General features: G+C 46.7%; 15 protein-coding genes. 6 read left to right on the forward strand and 9 right to left on the reverse strand.

Annotated features, from left to right (window positions below):
- Nucleotides 1-3: 3 nt before the first annotated feature.
- Genes ICN31_RS07055 through xseB form a run of 5 tightly spaced genes read right to left on the reverse strand, consistent with a single transcriptional unit; the run spans nucleotide 4 to nucleotide 4078 of the window.
- Nucleotides 4-183, reverse strand: coding sequence for a GTP cyclohydrolase, FolE2/MptA family (locus ICN31_RS07055; protein WP_370624328.1), 180 nt, complete (start codon nucleotides 181-183; stop codon nucleotides 4-6).
- Entirely contained in the window at nucleotides 180-1007 is an 828-nt protein-coding gene (folE2, locus tag ICN31_RS07060; RefSeq protein ID WP_216259973.1) for a GTP cyclohydrolase FolE2, read from the reverse strand. The genes ICN31_RS07055 and folE2 overlap by 4 nt, the downstream gene beginning before the upstream one ends.
- Before the next feature lie 25 nt (nucleotides 1008-1032).
- Nucleotides 1033-2934: a 1-deoxy-D-xylulose-5-phosphate synthase gene (gene dxs / locus ICN31_RS07065; protein ID WP_216259975.1), complete on the reverse strand. Its 1902-nt coding sequence runs from the start codon at nucleotides 2932-2934 to the stop codon at nucleotides 1033-1035.
- A gap of 20 nt (nucleotides 2935-2954) precedes the next feature.
- Nucleotides 2955-3845, reverse strand: a complete 891-nt coding sequence (locus ICN31_RS07070) for a polyprenyl synthetase family protein (RefSeq protein ID WP_216259977.1) — start codon at nucleotides 3843-3845, stop codon at nucleotides 2955-2957.
- Nucleotides 3845-4078: an exodeoxyribonuclease VII small subunit gene (gene xseB, locus ICN31_RS07075; protein ID WP_216259979.1), complete on the reverse strand. Its 234-nt coding sequence runs from the start codon at nucleotides 4076-4078 to the stop codon at nucleotides 3845-3847. Before xseB ends, ICN31_RS07070 begins: the two co-directional genes overlap by 1 nt.
- A gap of 161 nt (nucleotides 4079-4239) precedes the next feature.
- Between xseB and ICN31_RS07080 the strand changes: the two genes are divergently transcribed.
- The gene (locus ICN31_RS07080; protein WP_216259981.1) at nucleotides 4240-5346 is read left to right on the forward strand and encodes an SRPBCC family protein; all 1107 of its coding nucleotides are present in this window, start codon (nucleotides 4240-4242) and stop codon (nucleotides 5344-5346) included.
- Nucleotides 5347-5392: 46 nt separating this feature from the next.
- On the forward strand, nucleotides 5393-6226 hold the full coding sequence (locus ICN31_RS07085) for a sulfurtransferase (RefSeq protein WP_216259983.1): 834 nt from the start codon (nucleotides 5393-5395) through the stop codon (nucleotides 6224-6226).
- Nucleotides 6227-6239: 13 nt separating this feature from the next.
- On the opposite strand, the gene ICN31_RS07090 is transcribed toward ICN31_RS07085, so the two are convergent.
- The 3 genes from ICN31_RS07090 to polA are packed head-to-tail and all read right to left on the reverse strand — an operon-like array spanning nucleotide 6240 to nucleotide 10760.
- The gene (locus ICN31_RS07090) at nucleotides 6240-7013 is read right to left on the reverse strand and encodes a ZIP family metal transporter (protein WP_216259985.1); all 774 of its coding nucleotides are present in this window, start codon (nucleotides 7011-7013) and stop codon (nucleotides 6240-6242) included.
- Nucleotides 7014-7018: 5 nt separating this feature from the next.
- Nucleotides 7019-7903 (reverse strand): dienelactone hydrolase family protein, encoded by an 885-nt coding sequence (locus ICN31_RS07095; protein WP_216259986.1) that lies wholly within the window; start codon nucleotides 7901-7903, stop codon nucleotides 7019-7021.
- A gap of 22 nt (nucleotides 7904-7925) precedes the next feature.
- The gene (gene polA, locus ICN31_RS07100) at nucleotides 7926-10760 is read right to left on the reverse strand and encodes a DNA polymerase I (protein WP_216259988.1); all 2835 of its coding nucleotides are present in this window, start codon (nucleotides 10758-10760) and stop codon (nucleotides 7926-7928) included.
- Between the two features lie 139 nt (nucleotides 10761-10899).
- Here polA and ICN31_RS07105 point away from each other — a divergent pair, with 139 nt between their 5' ends.
- From ICN31_RS07105 to ICN31_RS07115, 3 genes are read left to right on the forward strand one after another with little or no spacing between them, the layout of a single operon-like run.
- Nucleotides 10900-11256: a hypothetical protein gene (locus ICN31_RS07105; protein ID WP_255530932.1), complete on the forward strand. Its 357-nt coding sequence runs from the start codon at nucleotides 10900-10902 to the stop codon at nucleotides 11254-11256.
- Nucleotides 11257-11279: 23 nt separating this feature from the next.
- Nucleotides 11280-12257 (forward strand): homoserine kinase, encoded by a 978-nt coding sequence (locus tag ICN31_RS07110; RefSeq protein ID WP_216259993.1) that lies wholly within the window; start codon nucleotides 11280-11282, stop codon nucleotides 12255-12257.
- Nucleotides 12254-13033 (forward strand): BPSS1780 family membrane protein, encoded by a 780-nt coding sequence (locus ICN31_RS07115; RefSeq protein WP_216259995.1) that lies wholly within the window; start codon nucleotides 12254-12256, stop codon nucleotides 13031-13033. Before ICN31_RS07110 ends, ICN31_RS07115 begins: the two co-directional genes overlap by 4 nt.
- Before the next feature lie 20 nt (nucleotides 13034-13053).
- Here the strand turns inward: ICN31_RS07115 and ICN31_RS07120 are convergent, their stop codons facing one another.
- Complete coding sequence (locus ICN31_RS07120) at nucleotides 13054-15417, reverse strand: UvrD-helicase domain-containing protein (protein ID WP_216259997.1); 2364 nt, start codon at nucleotides 15415-15417, stop codon at nucleotides 13054-13056.
- Nucleotides 15418-15441: 24 nt separating this feature from the next.
- On the opposite strand from ICN31_RS07120, the gene ICN31_RS07125 reads away from it, so the two are divergent.
- Nucleotides 15442-18333 (forward strand): valine--tRNA ligase, encoded by a 2892-nt coding sequence (locus tag ICN31_RS07125; protein ID WP_216260005.1) that lies wholly within the window; start codon nucleotides 15442-15444, stop codon nucleotides 18331-18333.
- The last annotated feature ends 26 nt before the right edge of the window (nucleotides 18334-18359 follow it).

The raw sequence follows: 18359 nt of genomic DNA on the forward strand, positions 1-18359 counted from the left end.
GCTTTATTTCTTGTGGCTGATGCGAGCAAAAGCGCTATGGTTATGAATGGACTCAAAGTTCTCAGCCTCAACCACAAAGGCGCGGATACGCTCATCAGCCTTGAGATTGCCAGCCACATCACGCACTAAATCCTCTACGAATTTAGGATTGCTATAAGAATGCTCAGTATTAGCTTGCTTTATTTCTTGTGGCTGATGCGAGCAAAAGCGCTATGGTTATGAATGGACTCAAAGTTCTCAGCCTCAACCACAAAGGCGCGGATACGCTCATCAGCCTTGAGATTGCCAGCCACATCACGCACTAAATCCTCTACGAATTTAGGATTGCTATAAGAATGCTCAGTAACCCACTTCTCATCTGGGCGCTTTAGTAAACCCCAAAGCTCACTAGAAGCTTCGCTCTCTGCGGCGGTGATTAAATCTTCTACTGTCATCTTCGTTTGCGAATCAAGTACGACATCCATAGTGACATGGGATCGTTGATTGTGTGCACCAAACTCAGAAATCTCTTTAGAGCAGGGGCACAAACTCATAACTGGTACCTGAGCGCGCAATCCTAGCTCAATATCTAACTTTCCTGCAGGATTTTGCTTGGCTGTTGCCATCCAAGTCACTTCGTAATCCATCAAGCTTTCTACGCCAGATACCGGCGCTGCTTTTTTAACAAAGTGGGTATAGGTAAATTGCACATGGCCTTCTTTAGCGTCAAGCAAAGGCAACATATCGCACACCATTGCAACAACTGTCATGCTATCAACGGCCATCTCTTGCTTTTGAAGAAGCGCCATGAAGCGCGACATATGCGTTCCTTTAACATGCGCAGGTAGGGCAACATCCATCTCGAACTGACCAACGGATGGAAAGTCTCCAGATGCACTACGAATGGTTAATGGATGACGCACGCCACGAATACCAACCTGCTCAATCGGCAAAGCACGCTCATCCAATGTGGATTGCACATCGGGCATTGCGCTAGCTTTCAGAAAAGCGGGGTTAATGTCGTTCATGGCTCTATTTTCAAGCAAAACGGGTTTATTTGCCCGCAAATACTGAATTTATTGTGAATACGGCCGGAAAACGTTGTTTGATGGAATGCGTAATGCCCTCTACATCCAGGCCACACTTGGTCATCAACAGGTTGTAGTCTCCATGCTCAATAAATTGGTCGGGAAGACCTAGCTGCAAAAGGGGTTTGTTTATTCCAAGCTGCGCCAGCGCTTCCAGGCAAGCGCTTCCCGCACCGCCAGCAATCACGCCATCCTCAATCGTGACAAAATAATCGTGATTCTCCGCCAAGGATTTGATGAGATCAACATCGAGTGGTTTTACAAAACGCATATTGGCAACCGTTGAGTCAATCACCTCTGCGACTTCTAGCGCCGAATACAGCAAAGTACCAAATGCCAAAATGGCTAGGCGGCTTCCAGATTGAGCATTGGATTTGCGACGTATCTCACCCTTACCAAATGGTAATGTGCGGAGTTCTTTAGAAGGAGCTACTCCAGCGCCTGAACCACGGGGGTATCTCACGGCACTAGGATGAGGTTGATGAAATGCCGTAGTCAGTAGATCGCGACACTCTGACTCGTCTGCTGGCGTCATCACCAACATATTCGGGATACAGCGTAAGTATGGAATGTCATAAGCGCCCGCATGGGTTGCACCATCAGCGCCAACTAAACCAGCGCGATCTAATGCAAACAAGACTGGCAAATCCTGCAAAGCTACATCATGAATCAATTGATCATAAGCACGCTGCAAGAAAGTGGAATAAATCGCCACTACCGGCTTCATACCCTCACATGCCATACCAGCAGCAAAAGTGACTGCATGTTGCTCGGCAATACCGACATCGTAATAACGATTCGGAAAGTTTTTCTCAAACGCCACTAAACCAGAGCCTTCACGCATCGCTGGTGTAATCCCAATTAATCGCGGATCTGCTTGAGCCATATCGCATAACCACTCACCAAATACTTGGGTAAAGGTTTTTTTAGTTGCCGCAGCTTTTTTGACGCCCTCTTTAGGATTAAATTTACTAGGACCGTGATACAGCACAGGATCGACTTCAGCCAACTCATAACCTTGACCCTTGCGAGTCACAACATGTAAAAACTGTGGGCCACCGCCTTCTAGAGCTAGGCGGCGCACGTTCTGCAGCATTGGAATCAAAGCGTCTAAATCATGCCCATCAATTGGGCCAAAGTAATTAAAACCAAATTCTTCGAAGATAGTTGAAGGTGAAACCATGCCTTTAGCATGATCTTCAAGACGTTTTGCAAACTCGCGCAGTGGAGGTGCAATCGATAAAACGCTATCGATACCCTTTTTAGTAGCCGAATAAATATTACCGCTCAGCAATCTCGCCAGATGACGATTGAGCGCGCCTACTGCAGGAGAGATCGACATATCATTGTCATTCAGAATAACGACTAGAGGCAGATCTTCATATACGCCAGCGTTGTTCATGGCCTCAAAGGCCATACCACCAGTCATTGCACTATCACCAATGACAGCCACGGCCACATGACGCTCACCCTTTGTCTGGAAGGCGCGAGCCATACCCATCGCCGCTGAGATGCTGGTCGATGAATGTCCTGTACCAAAGGCATCAAACTCACTTTCGGCGCGCTGTGGGAATCCAGATAATCCCTTGAACTGACGCAGGGTGTTCATGCGCTCACGACGGCCCGTCAATATTTTGTGCGGATAGCTTTGGTGCCCCACGTCCCAGACAATACGATCATCTGGAGTGTCAAATACATAATGCAGAGCAATCGATAACTCCACCGTTCCCAAATTAGAAGATAGGTGTCCACCAGTTTGCGATACCGAATCCAAGACAAACTGACGTAATTCATCAGCAAGTGCTGGCAATTCTTCACGAGTCAGTTTTTTTAATTCGTTGGGGGAGTTGATGGAATGTAAGGTCATTGAATCTATTTAGTTTTTATTTATTTAGCTCTATTAACAACTAAGAGTGCTAAATCTTTTAAGGCATCTGCCTTGTTACCAAAATCAGCAAGGCTAGCGATGGCTGTTTCTTGCAAGTCTTTAGCCTGCTGTTGAGCGTAGTCTAAACCCATCAAGGTCACATAGGTTGGCTTATTCGCAGCTGCGTCCTTGCCTGCTGTTTTTCCCAGGGTTTGGCTATCGGCTGTTGCATCAAGCACATCATCAACAATCTGAAAAGCTAAACCAAGGGCTGTTGAATATTTTTGGAGTTGCGCCATTTGAGTGGGATTGAGATGTGCTGCAATACCGCCCAACTCAACAGCGCAAGAGAGTAAGGCGCCGGTTTTCATGGCATGCATTTGTTTCAAACCTACCAGATCTAAAGTTTTTCCAACGCTCTCTAAATCGATTGCCTGTCCGCCAGCCATGCCACGCGAACCAGAAGCAGCAGCTAAAGAACTAATCATCAGCAAGCGTACGTCGACTTCACATTGCGCATTGGCGAGCACCTCAAAAGCACGGGTTTGCAAAGCATCACCAACTAGAAGAGCAGTCGCTTCATCAAACGCTTTATGCACTGTGGGCCGACCACGACGTAAATCATCGTCATCCATACAAGGCAAATCATCGTGCACTAACGAATACGCATGAATACATTCAATCGCAACTGCTGCTGCATCTAACGCCTTTGCTTTGGCATCACCAAGCGAGCCTGCTGCATAAACTAGTAAAGGACGAATGCGTTTCCCACCACCTTGCGCCGCATAACGCATTGCTTCGTGCAAACGATTCGGCGTAGTTTGTGCAGAATCGAGCAAATCATCTAATGCCCTCTCAGCTCGCCCAGAGTGATTAGTAAGCCACTCTTGAAATTGAAAAATGGTAGTCATTAAGCCTCGAACACTCGCACTTGTTGTTCAACTTGAGCAAGCACTCCCTGACAATGTTTTAACAAAGCAGCACCGCGTTGATAAGCCAAAAGGGTCTCTTCTAAGGAGAATTTTCCTGATTCCATGTCCAAAATTAACTTTTCGAGTTCTTTTACAGCTTGCTCATAGCGGAGATCTGGATCAATTGTGACCTCAAGACCTGGTTTTTGAGTCTCTGACTTTTTAGCTGGCATAAGCTGTTTCCTTCATATTTCCCATACGGATAGCCCTACATATTAAAGCGAGAAGCCCCTCTGATGGGTATAATCTACCCCTTCCTTTCCAATATCGATCCGTCGATGGTTGGATTGGTTATTCCGCTTAGCTTCGGCTGACGTTTTCGGGGGTGGGGAGAATGACTAATCTGGCTACCGCGCAGAAGCTTGCGCCGTCCAATCTACAACTGCCGGTTTCGGCATATTTTGACGCTGATCTGTATCAGCGGGAAATTGAACTGCTTTTTAAGCAGGGGCCTGGCTATGTTGGCCACGAACTCATGGTGCCTGAAATTGGCTCCTATCAAACCTTATCCGCAGAAAACGAAGGTCGTATTCTCGTTCGCAACGACTCTGGTGTAGAACTACTTTCCAACGTCTGCCGTCATCGCCAAGCACTCATGCTTAATGGTAAAGGTAAAGCAGACAATATCGTTTGCCCACTCCATCGCTGGACTTACGATTTAGGTGGAAATTTATTAGGCGCACCCCATTTTGAAGATAAGCCTTGCCTCAACTTAGGCAAGTCCCCTTTGCAAAATTGGCAAGGCATGTTATTCGAAGGTCCACGCGATGTGCGCACTGATCTTGCAAAACTGGGTGTTGCTGAGGATCTTCAATTTGATGGCTACATGCTGGATCATGTTGAGGTACACGATTGCAATTACAACTGGAAAACGTTTATCGAGGTTTATCTCGAGGATTACCATGTTGTGCCGTTTCATCCTGGCTTAGGTAAGTTTATTTCTTGTGAGGACTTGCACTGGGAGTTTGGTGACTGGCATAGCGTACAAACTGTTGGTATTCATAAAGATTTGCAAACCCCAGGTTCACCGGTGTATCGCAACTGGCATGAAGCAGTCTTGCGGCAATATCAAGGCAAAACTCCACGGCATGGGGCTATCTGGCTGACCTACTACCCAAATGTAATGGTGGAGTGGTATCCAGGCGTTCTCTGTGTTTCTACTTTATATCCCATGGGCCCAAATAAAACTCGCAATATTGTTGAGTTCTATTACCCAGAAGAGATTGCCTTATTTGAGCGCGAGTTTGTAGAGGCTGAGCGTTCCGCCTATATGGAAACTTGCATTGAAGATGATGAGATTGGTGAGCGCATGGATCAAGGCCGTGCTGCCCTGTTTGCGCGTGGTGTTAATGAAGTGGGGCCCTATCAAAGCCCCATGGAAGATGGTATGCAACATTTTCATGAATGGTACCGTCGCGTCATGAATTTTCAAGGCGCATAATTAAGGCGCATTCTTAAACCATTTTGCATTCAAGATAGGAAGCCTTATGACTCCATTAGTTTCCGCAAACCAACTAGAAGAAATTCTCAATACTGGTGAGAATGTTTTGCTCTGCGATTGCCGCTTTGATTTAGTCAACCCAGAAGCCGGCAGAAAAGCATACGAAGAAAGTCATATTCCCGGGGCTATTTATGTCGATCTTGATCAAGACATGTCTGGCACTAAAACGGGAAGCAATGGCCGACATCCACTGCCTTCTCCACAAGATTGGGCAAAAACTAAAGCTCGCCTAGGCATTAGTCCAAATACTTTAGTAGTTGCCTACGATAAACAAGGCTCAGTCTATGCCAGCCGCCTGTGGTGGATGCTCAAAGCCACTGGGCATGCTAATGTCCGCGTCTTAGATGGTGGTTTAGATTCCTGGAACGGTCCGATGGGCACAATACCCCGCAAACCGACACCGACATCTCAAGCGATTGAGCCCATGCCTTATGTTGGTCTAGTAACAGTTGATGATATGGTGAGCAATCTTCAGTCGCGCAAAAATCTCGTGCTTGACGCCAGAGCAAACGATCGTTTTCATGGACAGAACGAAACTCTAGACCCTGTCGGTGGGCATATCCCTGGTGCAATCAATCACTTCTTTAAAAACAACCTATCGGCCACTGCATTTAAAGCGCCGGAGCAACTGTTTAAAGATTTTGTAGAGTTACTGGGATCCAAAAAACCATCTGAAATCATTCATCAGTGTGGCTCAGGCGTTACTGCCTGTCACAATCTGTTGGCAATGGAAGTGGCGGGATTAAGAGGCTCACGTCTTTATGCAGGTAGTTGGAGCGAATGGTGCGCCGACCCTACAAGACCGGTTGCTACTGATTAGAGCTATTGCGCTATCAATGCAACATTGATAGCAAGATCACAAATCCTACGCCGCACGCAATTAAAAGAGTTTGACGTAAAGATTCGACCCAATGGGGGCGGCGGTGCATTTGCGGGATTAAATCGCTGACCGCAATATAAATGAAACTACTCGATGCAATAACCAACAGATAAGGCATCGCAGTGTGCGCTTTCTCTAAAAAGAAGTAGGCCAAAACACCGCCAAGTACAGCTGCTAATCCACAAATCAGGTTGTATAACAATGCACGAGTCCTCGAGAAGCCTGCATTAAGCAACACAATGAAGTCGCCAATCTCTTGTGGAATCTCATGCGCAATGATTGCTATTGCAGTAAAGATACCAACTTGATAGTCAGCCATAAAGGCAGCAGCAATCAAGATACCATCCACAAAGTTATGAATACCATCACCGACTAAAATCATCCAACCACTACGTCCGGCATTCTCAGCATCATGTCCATGGTGATGAGAATGACCATCCCCTTCGTGATGGTGGTCATGACGCAGAAGGGCAATTTTCTCGAGCAAGAAGAAGCCCAATAAACCCGCAAGCAATGTGGCAAACAACAGTTGCGGGCTTGCCCCTCCCATACTGAATGCTTCAGGTAAAGAATGCAGTAAAGCGGTTGCCAGCAAAATACCAACCGACAAACTCACCATGTTGTGGACCATCTTAGCAAGCAAAGCTACAGAAAAAGTAGCAGCTACCAATACGCTAGCAGCGCCTGCCAAGGCAGTAACCAAAAGAATGGTTTGTAAAACTGTCATAGTGACTAAGCCACTCCCATTTTCTTAAACCAGGCGATACACTTTTCCCAACCATCCTTTGCAGGACCTTCACGATAGGTAGCCCGATAGTCAGCATGAAAGGCATGGGGGGTATCGGGATATACCTCAAATTGAGATGCTTTAGCAGCAGGGTTCTTTGGCGCTGCTTGCGCTAATGCCGCTTTCATCTGCTCAACACTCTCCAAGGAAATACCGGCATCAGCACCACCATACAAACCAAGTACTGGTGCCTTCAAGTCAGCCGCAATATCTACCGGATGACGGGGATTACCTTCTGTCTTCTCGCCAATCAAGCGGCCATACCAAGCCACGCCTGCGCGCACTTGTGGCAATGTGGCGGATAACCAAGTGATACGACCACCCCAACAGAATCCAGTGACGCCAACTTTTTTAAGATCACCACCATTTTTTCCAGCCCACACCAAAGCAGCCTGCAAATCATTTAAAACTTGTGCGTCTGGGGTTTTGGAAACGATATTAGTGAAGATTTCTGCGGTAGTACCATAGGTATTAGGATCACCAGCGCGAGTAAAAAATTCTGGGGCAATAGCGAGATAACCGAGCTTTGCAAAACGGCGAGTAATGTCAGCAATGTATTCATGTACACCGAAGATTTCGCTCGCCACAATAATGATAGGCAAAGACCCTTTGGCTTTTTCGGGACGCGATACATAAGCAGGCATCTGAAAGCTACCCACTGGAATCATTTGCTCGCCCGCTTTAAGGCCTTTAAAATCAGTCTCAATCGCTGCAGCCATTACTGGCTCTGATGCTGTCACAAATCCAACGCCGATGGTAGTTACAGCCGTAGCACCTAGCGCTGAGGTCTTCATAAAGCCTCTTCTACTATTTTGTATTTTTTCACTCATTCTTGTCTCCTCATCGTTGTTTCTAATGCGCCTCTTCCCAATTATCGCCAATACCAATACTCACTACCAAAGGCACCTTTAGTTCGGCAACATTACACATCAAGCCAGGCAATTTAGCTTGCAAAAGCTCGATTTCATCCATTGGCACATCAAATACCAATTCATCATGTACCTGAAGGATTAATTTTGTTTTCAATTGCTCCTTTTCAAGCCAATCCTCTACGGCAATCATGGCCAACTTAATCAGATCCGCAGCAGTACCTTGCATCGGAGCATTAATTGCAGCCCGTTCAGCCCCTTGGCGACGAGGGCCATTCGAACCTTTAATCTCTGGCAACCAAAGACGGCGTCCAAAAACTGTCTCCACGTAACCATTTTCTCTGGCCTCCAAGCGAGTGTGCTCCATATATTGCGCAACCCCTGGGTAACGATCAAAGTATTTAGCAATATAGTTTTGCGCAGCAGAGCGTTCGATCCCTAAGTTGCCAGCTAAACCGAATGCACTCATGCCGTAAATCAGGCCGAAATTAATGACCTTGGCATAACGTCGCTGCTCAGAACTCACATCATCCAAGGGAATGCCAAAAATTTCTGCAGCTGTTGCTTGGTGCACATCTTTACCATCCCTAAAAGCAGCCAAGAGATTATCATCCTCGGCAATGTGCGCCATGATGCGCAGCTCAATTTGCGAATAGTCTGCTGAAAGTAATTTACAACCATCAGCCGGCACAAAGGCCTCCCTAATACGACGACCTTCTTCAGTACGCACAGGGATGTTCTGTAAATTTGGATCACTGGAGGCTAGGCGCCCAGTGACTGCAGTTGCTTGAGAGAAGTTGGTATGTACACGGCCCGTCTTCGGATCAGCCATACGTGGAAGTTTCTCGATATAGGTGGACATCAGCTTCGCTAGACTGCGATAGTCCAAGATACGCGCTGGCAAAGGATAATCTTCGGCAAGTTTTTGCAATACCTCTTCATCGGTAGATGGTGCACCAGATGGTGTCTTCTTAATGACTGGCAATTCCTGTTGCACAAACAAGATTTCAGCAATCTGCTTGGGTGATTGAATATTGAACGGTTGCCCAGCCAGCTGATGAATCTCCCCCTCTAACTCCAGAAGGCGTTTGCCAACTTGCTGACCTTGCTTGGCCAATAAGGCAGAATCAATCCGAATGCCGTTGCGCTCCATAATGCCCAGCACACGCATCGCTGGCATTTCAATCTTTTCGTAGACATACAACAATCCAGCGCTTTCCTGAATCTGTGGCCACAGCTCCAAATGAAGGCGTAAGGTAATGTCTGCATCCTCTGCTGCGTAGCCCGTAGCAATTTTGAGATCGACTTGATCAAAGCCAATTTGATGAACCCCTTTGCCGCAAACCTCTTCGTAACGAATTGTCTTCATACCTAGATGGCGTTCAGCTAAGCTATCCATATTGTGCGGAAGATGCGATTCCAACACATAAGACTCTAGCAAGGTATCAAATTCAATGCCGTTCAAGGCAATCCCATAGTTAGCAAAGATATGGGCGTCATACTTTAAGTTTTGCCCAACCTTTAAATGCGTTTTACTTTCTAACCAAGGCTTCATACGCGCAAGAACAGTAGCGCGATCTAACTGTACCTCTCCATTGCGATGTGCCACCGGAATGTAACAAGCCTCACCTGGCTTGACCGATAACGAGATACCTACTAACTCTGCAGCTAGAGCATCCAGACTAGTGGTTTCGGTATCGACGGCAGTTAATTGCGCTGCATCAATTTTTTGTAACCACTTATCTAAGCCAGCCTCATCAACGACACACTCATAATGTTTTGTGATTGCGCCCTGCAAGTCTTTCGTATCTTGCGATAAATTTTTGGTTGGCGAAGTTGCAATCACTGTAGATTTTTTAGAAGGGGCAGACTGATCGGTTACTTGATTGACAATTGGACTACCCGCCAAGTCAAAGCTAGCCTCAGCCGCAGAAGCCTCATCAGGCGAGCTTGTCAGCTGCTTTTCTACATCCCGCAACCAAGTCTTAAAAGCGTAGCGCTCAAACAGCTCACGTAGTAAAGCAGCATCTTCAGACTTTGCATGCAGATCATCTAAGCTTGGTAAATGCGGCGATAAATCACAATCCGTTTTAACAGTGATGAGTTGTCGCGCATGAGGTAGCCATTCCAATGCGGCGCGAAGATTTTCTCCAACGACACCTTTCACTTGATCGGCATTGGCCATCAAATTATCCAGATCTCCAAATTCTGCTAACCATTTGTTAGCTGTCTTCGGTCCAGCCTTAGGAACACCCGGAACGTTATCGACCGTATCTCCAATAATGGATAAGTAATCGACTATGCGCTCTGGTGGAACGCCAAACTTTTCAATCACGCCATTGATGTCCAGCTTTTCATTGCTCATCGTATTAATCAAGGTCACCGATGGATTGACTAACTGAGCTAAATCTTTATCACCAGTCGAGATGATGGTCTCCCAACCTGCTTCTGTAGCTTGACAAGCTAAGGTACCGATCACATCATCAGCCTCAACTCCAGAAACCATTAATACCGGCCAGCCCAATGCTTTGACAATCGCATGAATCGGCTCAATTTGTTTGACCAAATCCTCCGGCATTGGGGATCGATGGGCTTTGTACTCGGAGTACATTTCATCCCGGAAAGTCTTACCTTTGGCATCAAAAACACAGGCAATGTGGTCAGCCTTGAGCTCAGACCGAGCTCGGCGCATCATATTGACCATGCCATAGATGGCCCCAGTGGGCTCCCCAGCCCCATTTCTGAGGTCTGGCATGGCGTGAAAGGCGCGGTAGAGGTAGCTAGAGCCATCTACCAACAAGAGTCTATGTTTAGTCATACCGCAATCGTACAATCTAGTTGTGAATTGCCTACAGGTCTGGTTAAGGAACCGTCCGAGAGTAGGCTTAAAAAGGTGAAAAATGATGCATGCACTAACTAACTTAATTGGCCACGCCTTCAGTCAAAACCTGGCTCTCATGAGCTTTTTGATAGCTTTTGGACTTTTAGCAGCAGCGCCTGCATATGCTCAGAATAACAGCCAGGCCCTAAGTCCCTCAGAACTTAACCGAATCAATAATCAGCCACTTGCACCTGTTGCAACTCCATCAGGCACCCTCAATTCTCCCCAGAGCCGCAATCCTAGCTATCAATACAAGGATGCCAACGGGACAGAAATCACAGAATACAAAGACACCAATAGTCCAACGCAAGTTCAAGTCAAAACCAAGTACACCACTTACGAAATGTCTCCGCCAGATTCTGTGAAGCCTGGAGCACAATCTGGTGAAGGTAATTTACTGAGCGTACCCAGCATTAGCATTCCGCTTAAGTAAAGAAATAGAATAGTTGCTGCTTTATGGCTGTATTTACCCCAATCGAACTCGCAGATATTTCTCATTGGATTTCTGAAGACTTCAAGATTGGTCAAGCCAGCGAAATTCGGGGAATTCATGGTGGGATTGAAAACTCTAATTTTTTCCTCGACACCATCCAGGATGGCAAAAAACAAGAATATGTTTTAACCATCTTCGAAAGATTATCTGCGCAGCAACTACCTTATTACCTAGAGTTAATGCGCCACCTAGCAAACAAAGGTATCCCGGTTCCAAAACCAATTGAAAATCATCAAGGTGAAATACTGTTTTCACTCAAAGGTAAGCCTGCTGCAATTGTGAGTAAGCTGCCTGGATTATCCAGACTAAAGCCAGAGGCAAAACACTGCAGTATGGTTGGCGAGATGCTAGCCAAGATGCATTTAGCTGGAAAAGACTTTTCTAAGACTCAAGAGAACTTGCGCAGTCTTGGATGGTGGCAAAAAACAATTCCTTTGGTATTGCCACACGTCAGCTCATCCCAAAAAGATTTACTGACGCACGAGCTAGCAATACAAGAAGCCTTTTTCAGCTCAGCTGCTTATGACATGATTCCGCAAGGCGCTAGCCACTGCGATCTCTTTCGTGACAACGTCTTATTTGATCCAAGAGGATCAGCCGATAACTCCCTTGATCAATTAGGCGGTTTCTTTGACTTCTATTTCGCCGGCACTGACAAGTGGTTGTTTGACCTAGCAGTGACTGCAAATGATTGGTGTCTAGCTGACAATAAAGAGGATTTAGATCCGACACGCCTTGCTGCCCTCATGCAAGCATATCAATCAGTACGCCCTCTTATTAAAGAGGAGCAAGCAAGCTGGTCCCTTATGCTACGTGCAGCGGCACTGCGTTTCTGGGTATCCCGCCTTTGGGATTTTTATTTACCCAGAGATGCGCAAATGTTGACGCCCCATGATCCAACTCACTTTGAACGCATTCTTTTAAGTCGTCGATCCCTATGAAACTAAACTCCGTTTTACCCAAAGATGGTTATACCTGGATCAGACAAGGTATTTGGCTCTTCAAACAGAATCCATTGGGTTTCTTGATGTTGGTCTTTTTATATATCTTTGCCGCCCAATTAGCAGTGATTATTCCGGTGATTGGTGTATTTGCTGTGTTGCTTCTCACGCCAACACTATCGGTAGGCTTTATGACTGCTTGTCGCCAAGCTATTCAAAAGGAACGTATTAGTCCGATGGTGTATTTGATCGCGCTGAAGTCTGGCCCCCTCGTACGCAGACGCATCTTGCAATTGGGTATCGTATATGCGGTTCTAATATTGCTTCTCAGCTTTGCCTTAAGTCTCTTGGTAGATTTTGAATTACTAATTCCACTAATGACGAGCGATAAGCCGATTACACCCGAGGCTCTTCGTCAAATTTATTTGGTACTGTTCTTTGGAGCAATTCTCTATATTCCAGTAGCCATGTTGATGTGGTTCTCACCAGTTCTAGTAGCCTGGGCCGATATGCCAGTTGCTCAAGCGCTCTTTTCTAGTTTCTTAGCCTCCTGGACTAATAAGGCTGCATTCTTTGCATATCTGACAATTTGGAGTGTTGTTTTGATTGCTATCCCATTAACGGTCGGCATGATTTTTGATGCAATGGATCTAGGCCAGGCTGCCTCTTTCATCATTGCGCCTATCTCTATGGCAGGTTTGACTGTAATGCACTGCTCTTTCTATGCAACATGGAAAGCCTGCTTTACAGAAGATGAAGTCATTCCATCTGCTTGAGCATCAACTGAGTTTTCAAGTTAATCAATAGCAGCAAGCTTGGCGATGCTGAGCTGCAACCATTTCACGCCATGACGCTTGAAGCTCACTTGGGCTCGCGCATCCGCATCAACCCCTTCTAAGCCTGTAACGCGCCCCTCACCAAATTTTGTGTGAAACACATTTTGACCAATTGAAAATGGATAACTTCCACGCGGTGGCGAAGCCAATCTTTTCACTTCAGTTGAGGCTGAGCCAACTCGCTTTGTAGGTCTCGGACGTTCGCTGCCAGAGTCAAAAAAATCATTGGATTCGTAATCGCGCTGGCGGGTATAACCATCTTGCCAGGTTGTTCCAGAATGAGCGCTTCCACCCCAGCGAGCATCTTTTGCCTTTGGCGTGAGCCACTTCAAAGATTCAGAAGGTAATTCTTCTAAGAAGCGGGATGGCATGTTGTAGCGCACTTGGCCATGGAGCATGCGCGACTGAGTGTGCGATAAATACAAACGCTCTTTAGCGCGAGTAATTGCGACATACATTAAGCGGCGCTCTTCTTCTAAGCCATTTTGCTCGTTGATACTGTTCTCATGAGGAAACAAACCCTCTTCTAGACCTGTAATGAATACAGAAGTGAACTCTAAGCCTTTGGCGGAATGTACTGTCATTAGCTGCACTGCATCCTGTCCCGCTTGCGCTTGGTTATCTCCGGCCTCCAAGGAAGCGTGGGATAAGAAGGCTGCTAAGGGTGATACTTCAACGACGCCAGGAGCATTTTCTCCAGGCAACATGGCCGCAGCGGCGTCCTGTCCGTAACCCTCTTCGGCAATAAAAGCGGTTGCAGCATTAATCAATTCTTGTAAGTTCTCTACACGATCTTGACCTTCACGCTCCGAGAGATAGTGCTGAATCAAACCACTATGCTGGATTACAAACTCAACGGTTTCAGGAAGGGTGTTGTGGCGCGTGGCTTCACGCATGTGGTCTACCAGGCGCACGAAGCCACCAAGTGCAGCACCAGCTTTACCCTCCAAGGAAGAGGCAGCGGTATAAAGAGAGCACTGCTGAGACCTGGCCGCATCTTGCAATGTCTCAATTGATCTTGCGCCAATCCCACGCGTCGGAAAATTGACTACTCGCGAAAAAGAAGTGTCATCGTTCGGATTTTCTAGCAAACGTAAATACGCAAGTGCGTGTTTAATTTCAGCGCGCTCGAAGAATCGTAATCCGCCATAGACGCGATAGGGAATGGCTGCCGAGAACAAAGCATGTTCAATAATTCGAGACTGTGCATTACTTCGATACAGCAGTGCTATTTCGGTACGTTTAATACCGCTACTAATTAGAGCTTTAATCTCATCAACCAACCAAGCAGCCTCTGCATGATCGCTTGGCGCATCAAAGATACGGACCGGTTCACCATGACCTGCATCGGTACGTAGATTTTTTCCAAGTCGCTCCGAGTTATTAGCAATCAAATGATTTGCTGTATCAAGAATATGTCCGTGTGAGCGATAGTTCTGCTCTAATTTCACCATCATGGGGTGATATTGCTTTTCGTAAAGACGCATGTTCTCAACATCAGCACCGCGAAAGGCGTAAATACTTTGATCGTCATCGCCTACAGCAAAGACTGCACTACTTCCCATGCCGCTCACATTAATACGACTAGCATCATGACCAGATAACAATTTGAGCCACGCATATTGCAAAGCATTGGTATCCTGAAACTCATCGATCAAAATGTGACGGAAGCGTTCTTGATAATGGGTGCGAATCGCCTCGCTATGCTTAAGCAACTCGTAGCTGCGCAAGAGGAGTTCAGCAAAATCTACTACTCCCTCACGCTGGCATTGCTCATCATAGGCTGCATAGAGTTGCGCCATCTTCGCCTGAAAATCATCGCCTACTGATAAATCTTTGGCCCGCTGCCCACGCTCTTTGGCATGAGCAATAAAGTACTGCAGTTGTTTTGGAGGGTACTTCTCATCATCAACCTTCAAACCCTTCAAAAGTCGCTTAATCGCAGAAAGCTGATCTTGGGTATCTAAGATTTGGAATGTTGATGGTAAGCCGGCATCTTTATGGTGTGCTCGCAGTAAACGATTACAAAGACCATGAAAAGTACCAATCCACATGCCTCGGGTATTAATCGGCAACATGGCGCTTAAGCGCACCATCATCTCTTTGGCGGCTTTATTAGTAAAGGTGACCGCTAGGACGCCTATAGGGGACACCTGGCCTGTTTGGATCAACCAGGCAATACGGGTGGTGAGGACACGAGTCTTACCACTTCCAGCCCCAGCCAAAATCATGGCTGATTGGGCTTGGCCGTTTTCATTGACGGGCGGGAGGGTAACTGCCTCGCGTTGTTCTGGATTGAGGTTGGCGAGCAGGTCAGAGTACATCACCCCAATTATAATTTGCCTCTTATGCCAAATGCCTCAAATACCCCTAATTCACCAGCAGCCAATTCAGCTGACGAACTCGCTAAATCCTATGAACCCGCCCCGATCGAAGCCTACTGGGGTCCAGAGTGGGAGCGCAGGGGTATTGCTGATGCCACCATGCTCGAAGGTAAGGATGATTTTTCCATTCAGTTGCCGCCCCCCAATGTCACTGGCACCCTGCACATGGGTCACGCCTTTAACCAAACCATCATGGATGGCCTGGTTCGTCATGCACGTATGTCTGGCAAAAATACTTTGTGGGTACCTGGTACCGACCACGCGGGTATCGCTACCCAAATCGTAGTTGAGCGTCAGCTCGATGCGCAAAAAGTTTCTCGTCATGACTTAGGTCGTGAAAAGTTTTTAGAAAAAGTATGGGAATGGAAAGAAACTTCCGGCAATACCATCACCCGTCAAATTCGTCGCTTGGGCGCTTCGATTGATTGGGGTAAAGAATATTTCACAATGGACAGAAAGATGTCCAAAGCAGTGGTGGAAGTTTTCGTTCGCCTGCACGAACAAGGTTTGATCTATCGCGGTAAACGCTTAGTCAATTGGGATCCTGTTTTAGGTACTGCGGTATCAGATCTTGAAGTGGTGAGCGAAGAAGAAGATGGCTCCATGTGGCATATCCGCTACCCATTAGCGGACGGTACAGGCTCGCTCACCGTGGCTACTACTCGTCCCGAGACTTTACTAGGTGATGTTGCTGTCATGGTGAACCCTGAAGACGAACGCTACAAACACCTCATTGGTAAGTCAGTCAATCTGCCTTTATGTAACCGTGAAATCCCGATCATTGCTGATGATTATGTGGATTTGGCTTTTGGTACTGGGGTAGTGAAGGTAACACCAGCACATGACTTTAATGACTACGCAGTGGGGCAACGTCATCAATTACCACTCATTAATATTCTCACGCTGGATGCCAAGATTAATGAAAACGCACCAGCTACTTATCAAGGTATGGAACGTTTTGCCGCTCGTAAACAAATCGTTTCTGACTTAGATACGGCGGGTCTATTAGAAAAAGTTCAGCCTCACAAACTCATGGTGCCCCGTGGTGATCGCACCCAAACCATTATTGAGCCGATGCTTACCGACCAATGGTTTGTGGCTATGTCTAAGCCCAGTCCGGATAACCAATATCAGCCTGGCTCGTCGATCGCTGGCGCTGCATTGGATGCAGTCACTAAGGGTGACATTAAGCTCGTTCCAGAAAACTGGATTAACACTTACACCCAGTGGTTAGAAAATATTCAAGACTGGTGCATCTCTCGTCAACTCTGGTGGGGCCACCAAATCCCCGCCTGGTATGGCGATGATGGCCAGATCTTTGTGGCCCGCTCCGAAGAGGAAGCCAGAGTCAAAGCTGCAACAGCGGGCTATGTAGGCAAACTCAATCGCGATCCTGATGTTCTCGATACTTGGTTTAGCTCAGCACTTGTCCCTTTTAGCTCCCTAGGCTGGCCAGAAAAAACGCCTGCCTTAAATCACTTCCTACCTTCATCGGTATTGGTCACTGGCTTTGACATTATTTTCTTCTGGGTGGCACGTATGGTCATGATGACCTGTCACTTCACTGGAAAAGTACCGTTTCATACTGTCTACGTTCACGGCTTAGTGCGGGATGCTGAAGGTCAAAAGATGAGTAAGTCCAAAGGCAATACCTTGGACCCAATTGATTTGATCGATGGCATCAAGATTGAAGAGTTAGTCGGAAAACGTACTACTGGCCTAATGAACCCTAAGCAAGCAGAGAGCATTAGCAAGAAAACGAAGAAAGAGTTTCCTGATGGTATTCCGGCATTTGGAACCGATGCATTGCGCTTTACCTTTGCATCTCTTGCCTCTCTGGGTCGCAATATTAACTTTGACCAAAAGCGTTGTGAAGGCTATCGCAACTTCTGTAACAAGCTTTGGAATGCTACGCGCTTTGTTCTCATGAACTGCCCTGGTAGTGATGAAGACAATGGCTTTGCACCTTGCGACAATCAATGTGGTCTTGAAGGTTATTTGGATTTTTCACCGGCAGATAAATGGATTGTTTCTCAACTACAAAGAACTGAGGCTGAAGTCGCCAAAGGTTTTGAGAACTATCGCTTTGATAACATCGCTAGCAGCATCTACCAATTTGTTTGGGATGAGTATTGTGATTGGTACTTAGAACTTGCCAAGGTACAAATTCAAACAGGCACTCCAGCCCAGCAACGTGCCACCCGTCGCACGCTATTACGTGTTCTAGAAACTATCCTACGAATGGCGCACCCACTGATTCCATTTATTACCGAGACTCTTTGGCAAACCGTTGGCCCCAAGTCTGGAAAAGAGTTAGCCCAGCAGGACAAGCAAACCATTGCACTCCAGCCCTATCCCGTTTCTCAGCCAGAAAAAATTGATGAGAAGAGTGAAACTTGGGTGGCGCAGATCAAAGCCATCGTAGATGCCTGCAGAAACTTGCGTGGCGAGATGCAAGTACCGCCCGGTCAAAAGGTTCCCCTTTGGATTAGTGGACCAGAAGCCTTCCTGCAAAAAGCGACGCCTTACTTACTCGCCTTAGCCAAACTCTCTGAGGTCAAAATCTATCTCGATGAGTCTGACTTAGAAAAAGATGCTCCTGGCGCTCCGATGGCACTCGTTGGAGACCTGAAACTACTTCTGAAGATTGAGGTTGATGTTGCGGCAGAGCGTACTCGCCTTGGCAAAGAAATTGAGCGCCTCGCCAATGAAATCGCTAAAGCCCGTGGCAAATTGACCAATGAAAGCTTTGTAGCCCGCGCTCCAGAAGAGGTGGTTGCCCAAGAAAAACAGCGTCTTGCTGGTTTTGAGCAGAATCATGAGAAGCTTGTTGCACAATTAGAACGTCTGAAATAAAGCAGTAGCAAATCCAGAGTGATCGG

It is taken from the genome of Polynucleobacter sp. UB-Piko-W3, from assembly GCF_018881635.1.
Classification (GTDB): domain Bacteria; phylum Pseudomonadota; class Gammaproteobacteria; order Burkholderiales; family Burkholderiaceae; genus Polynucleobacter.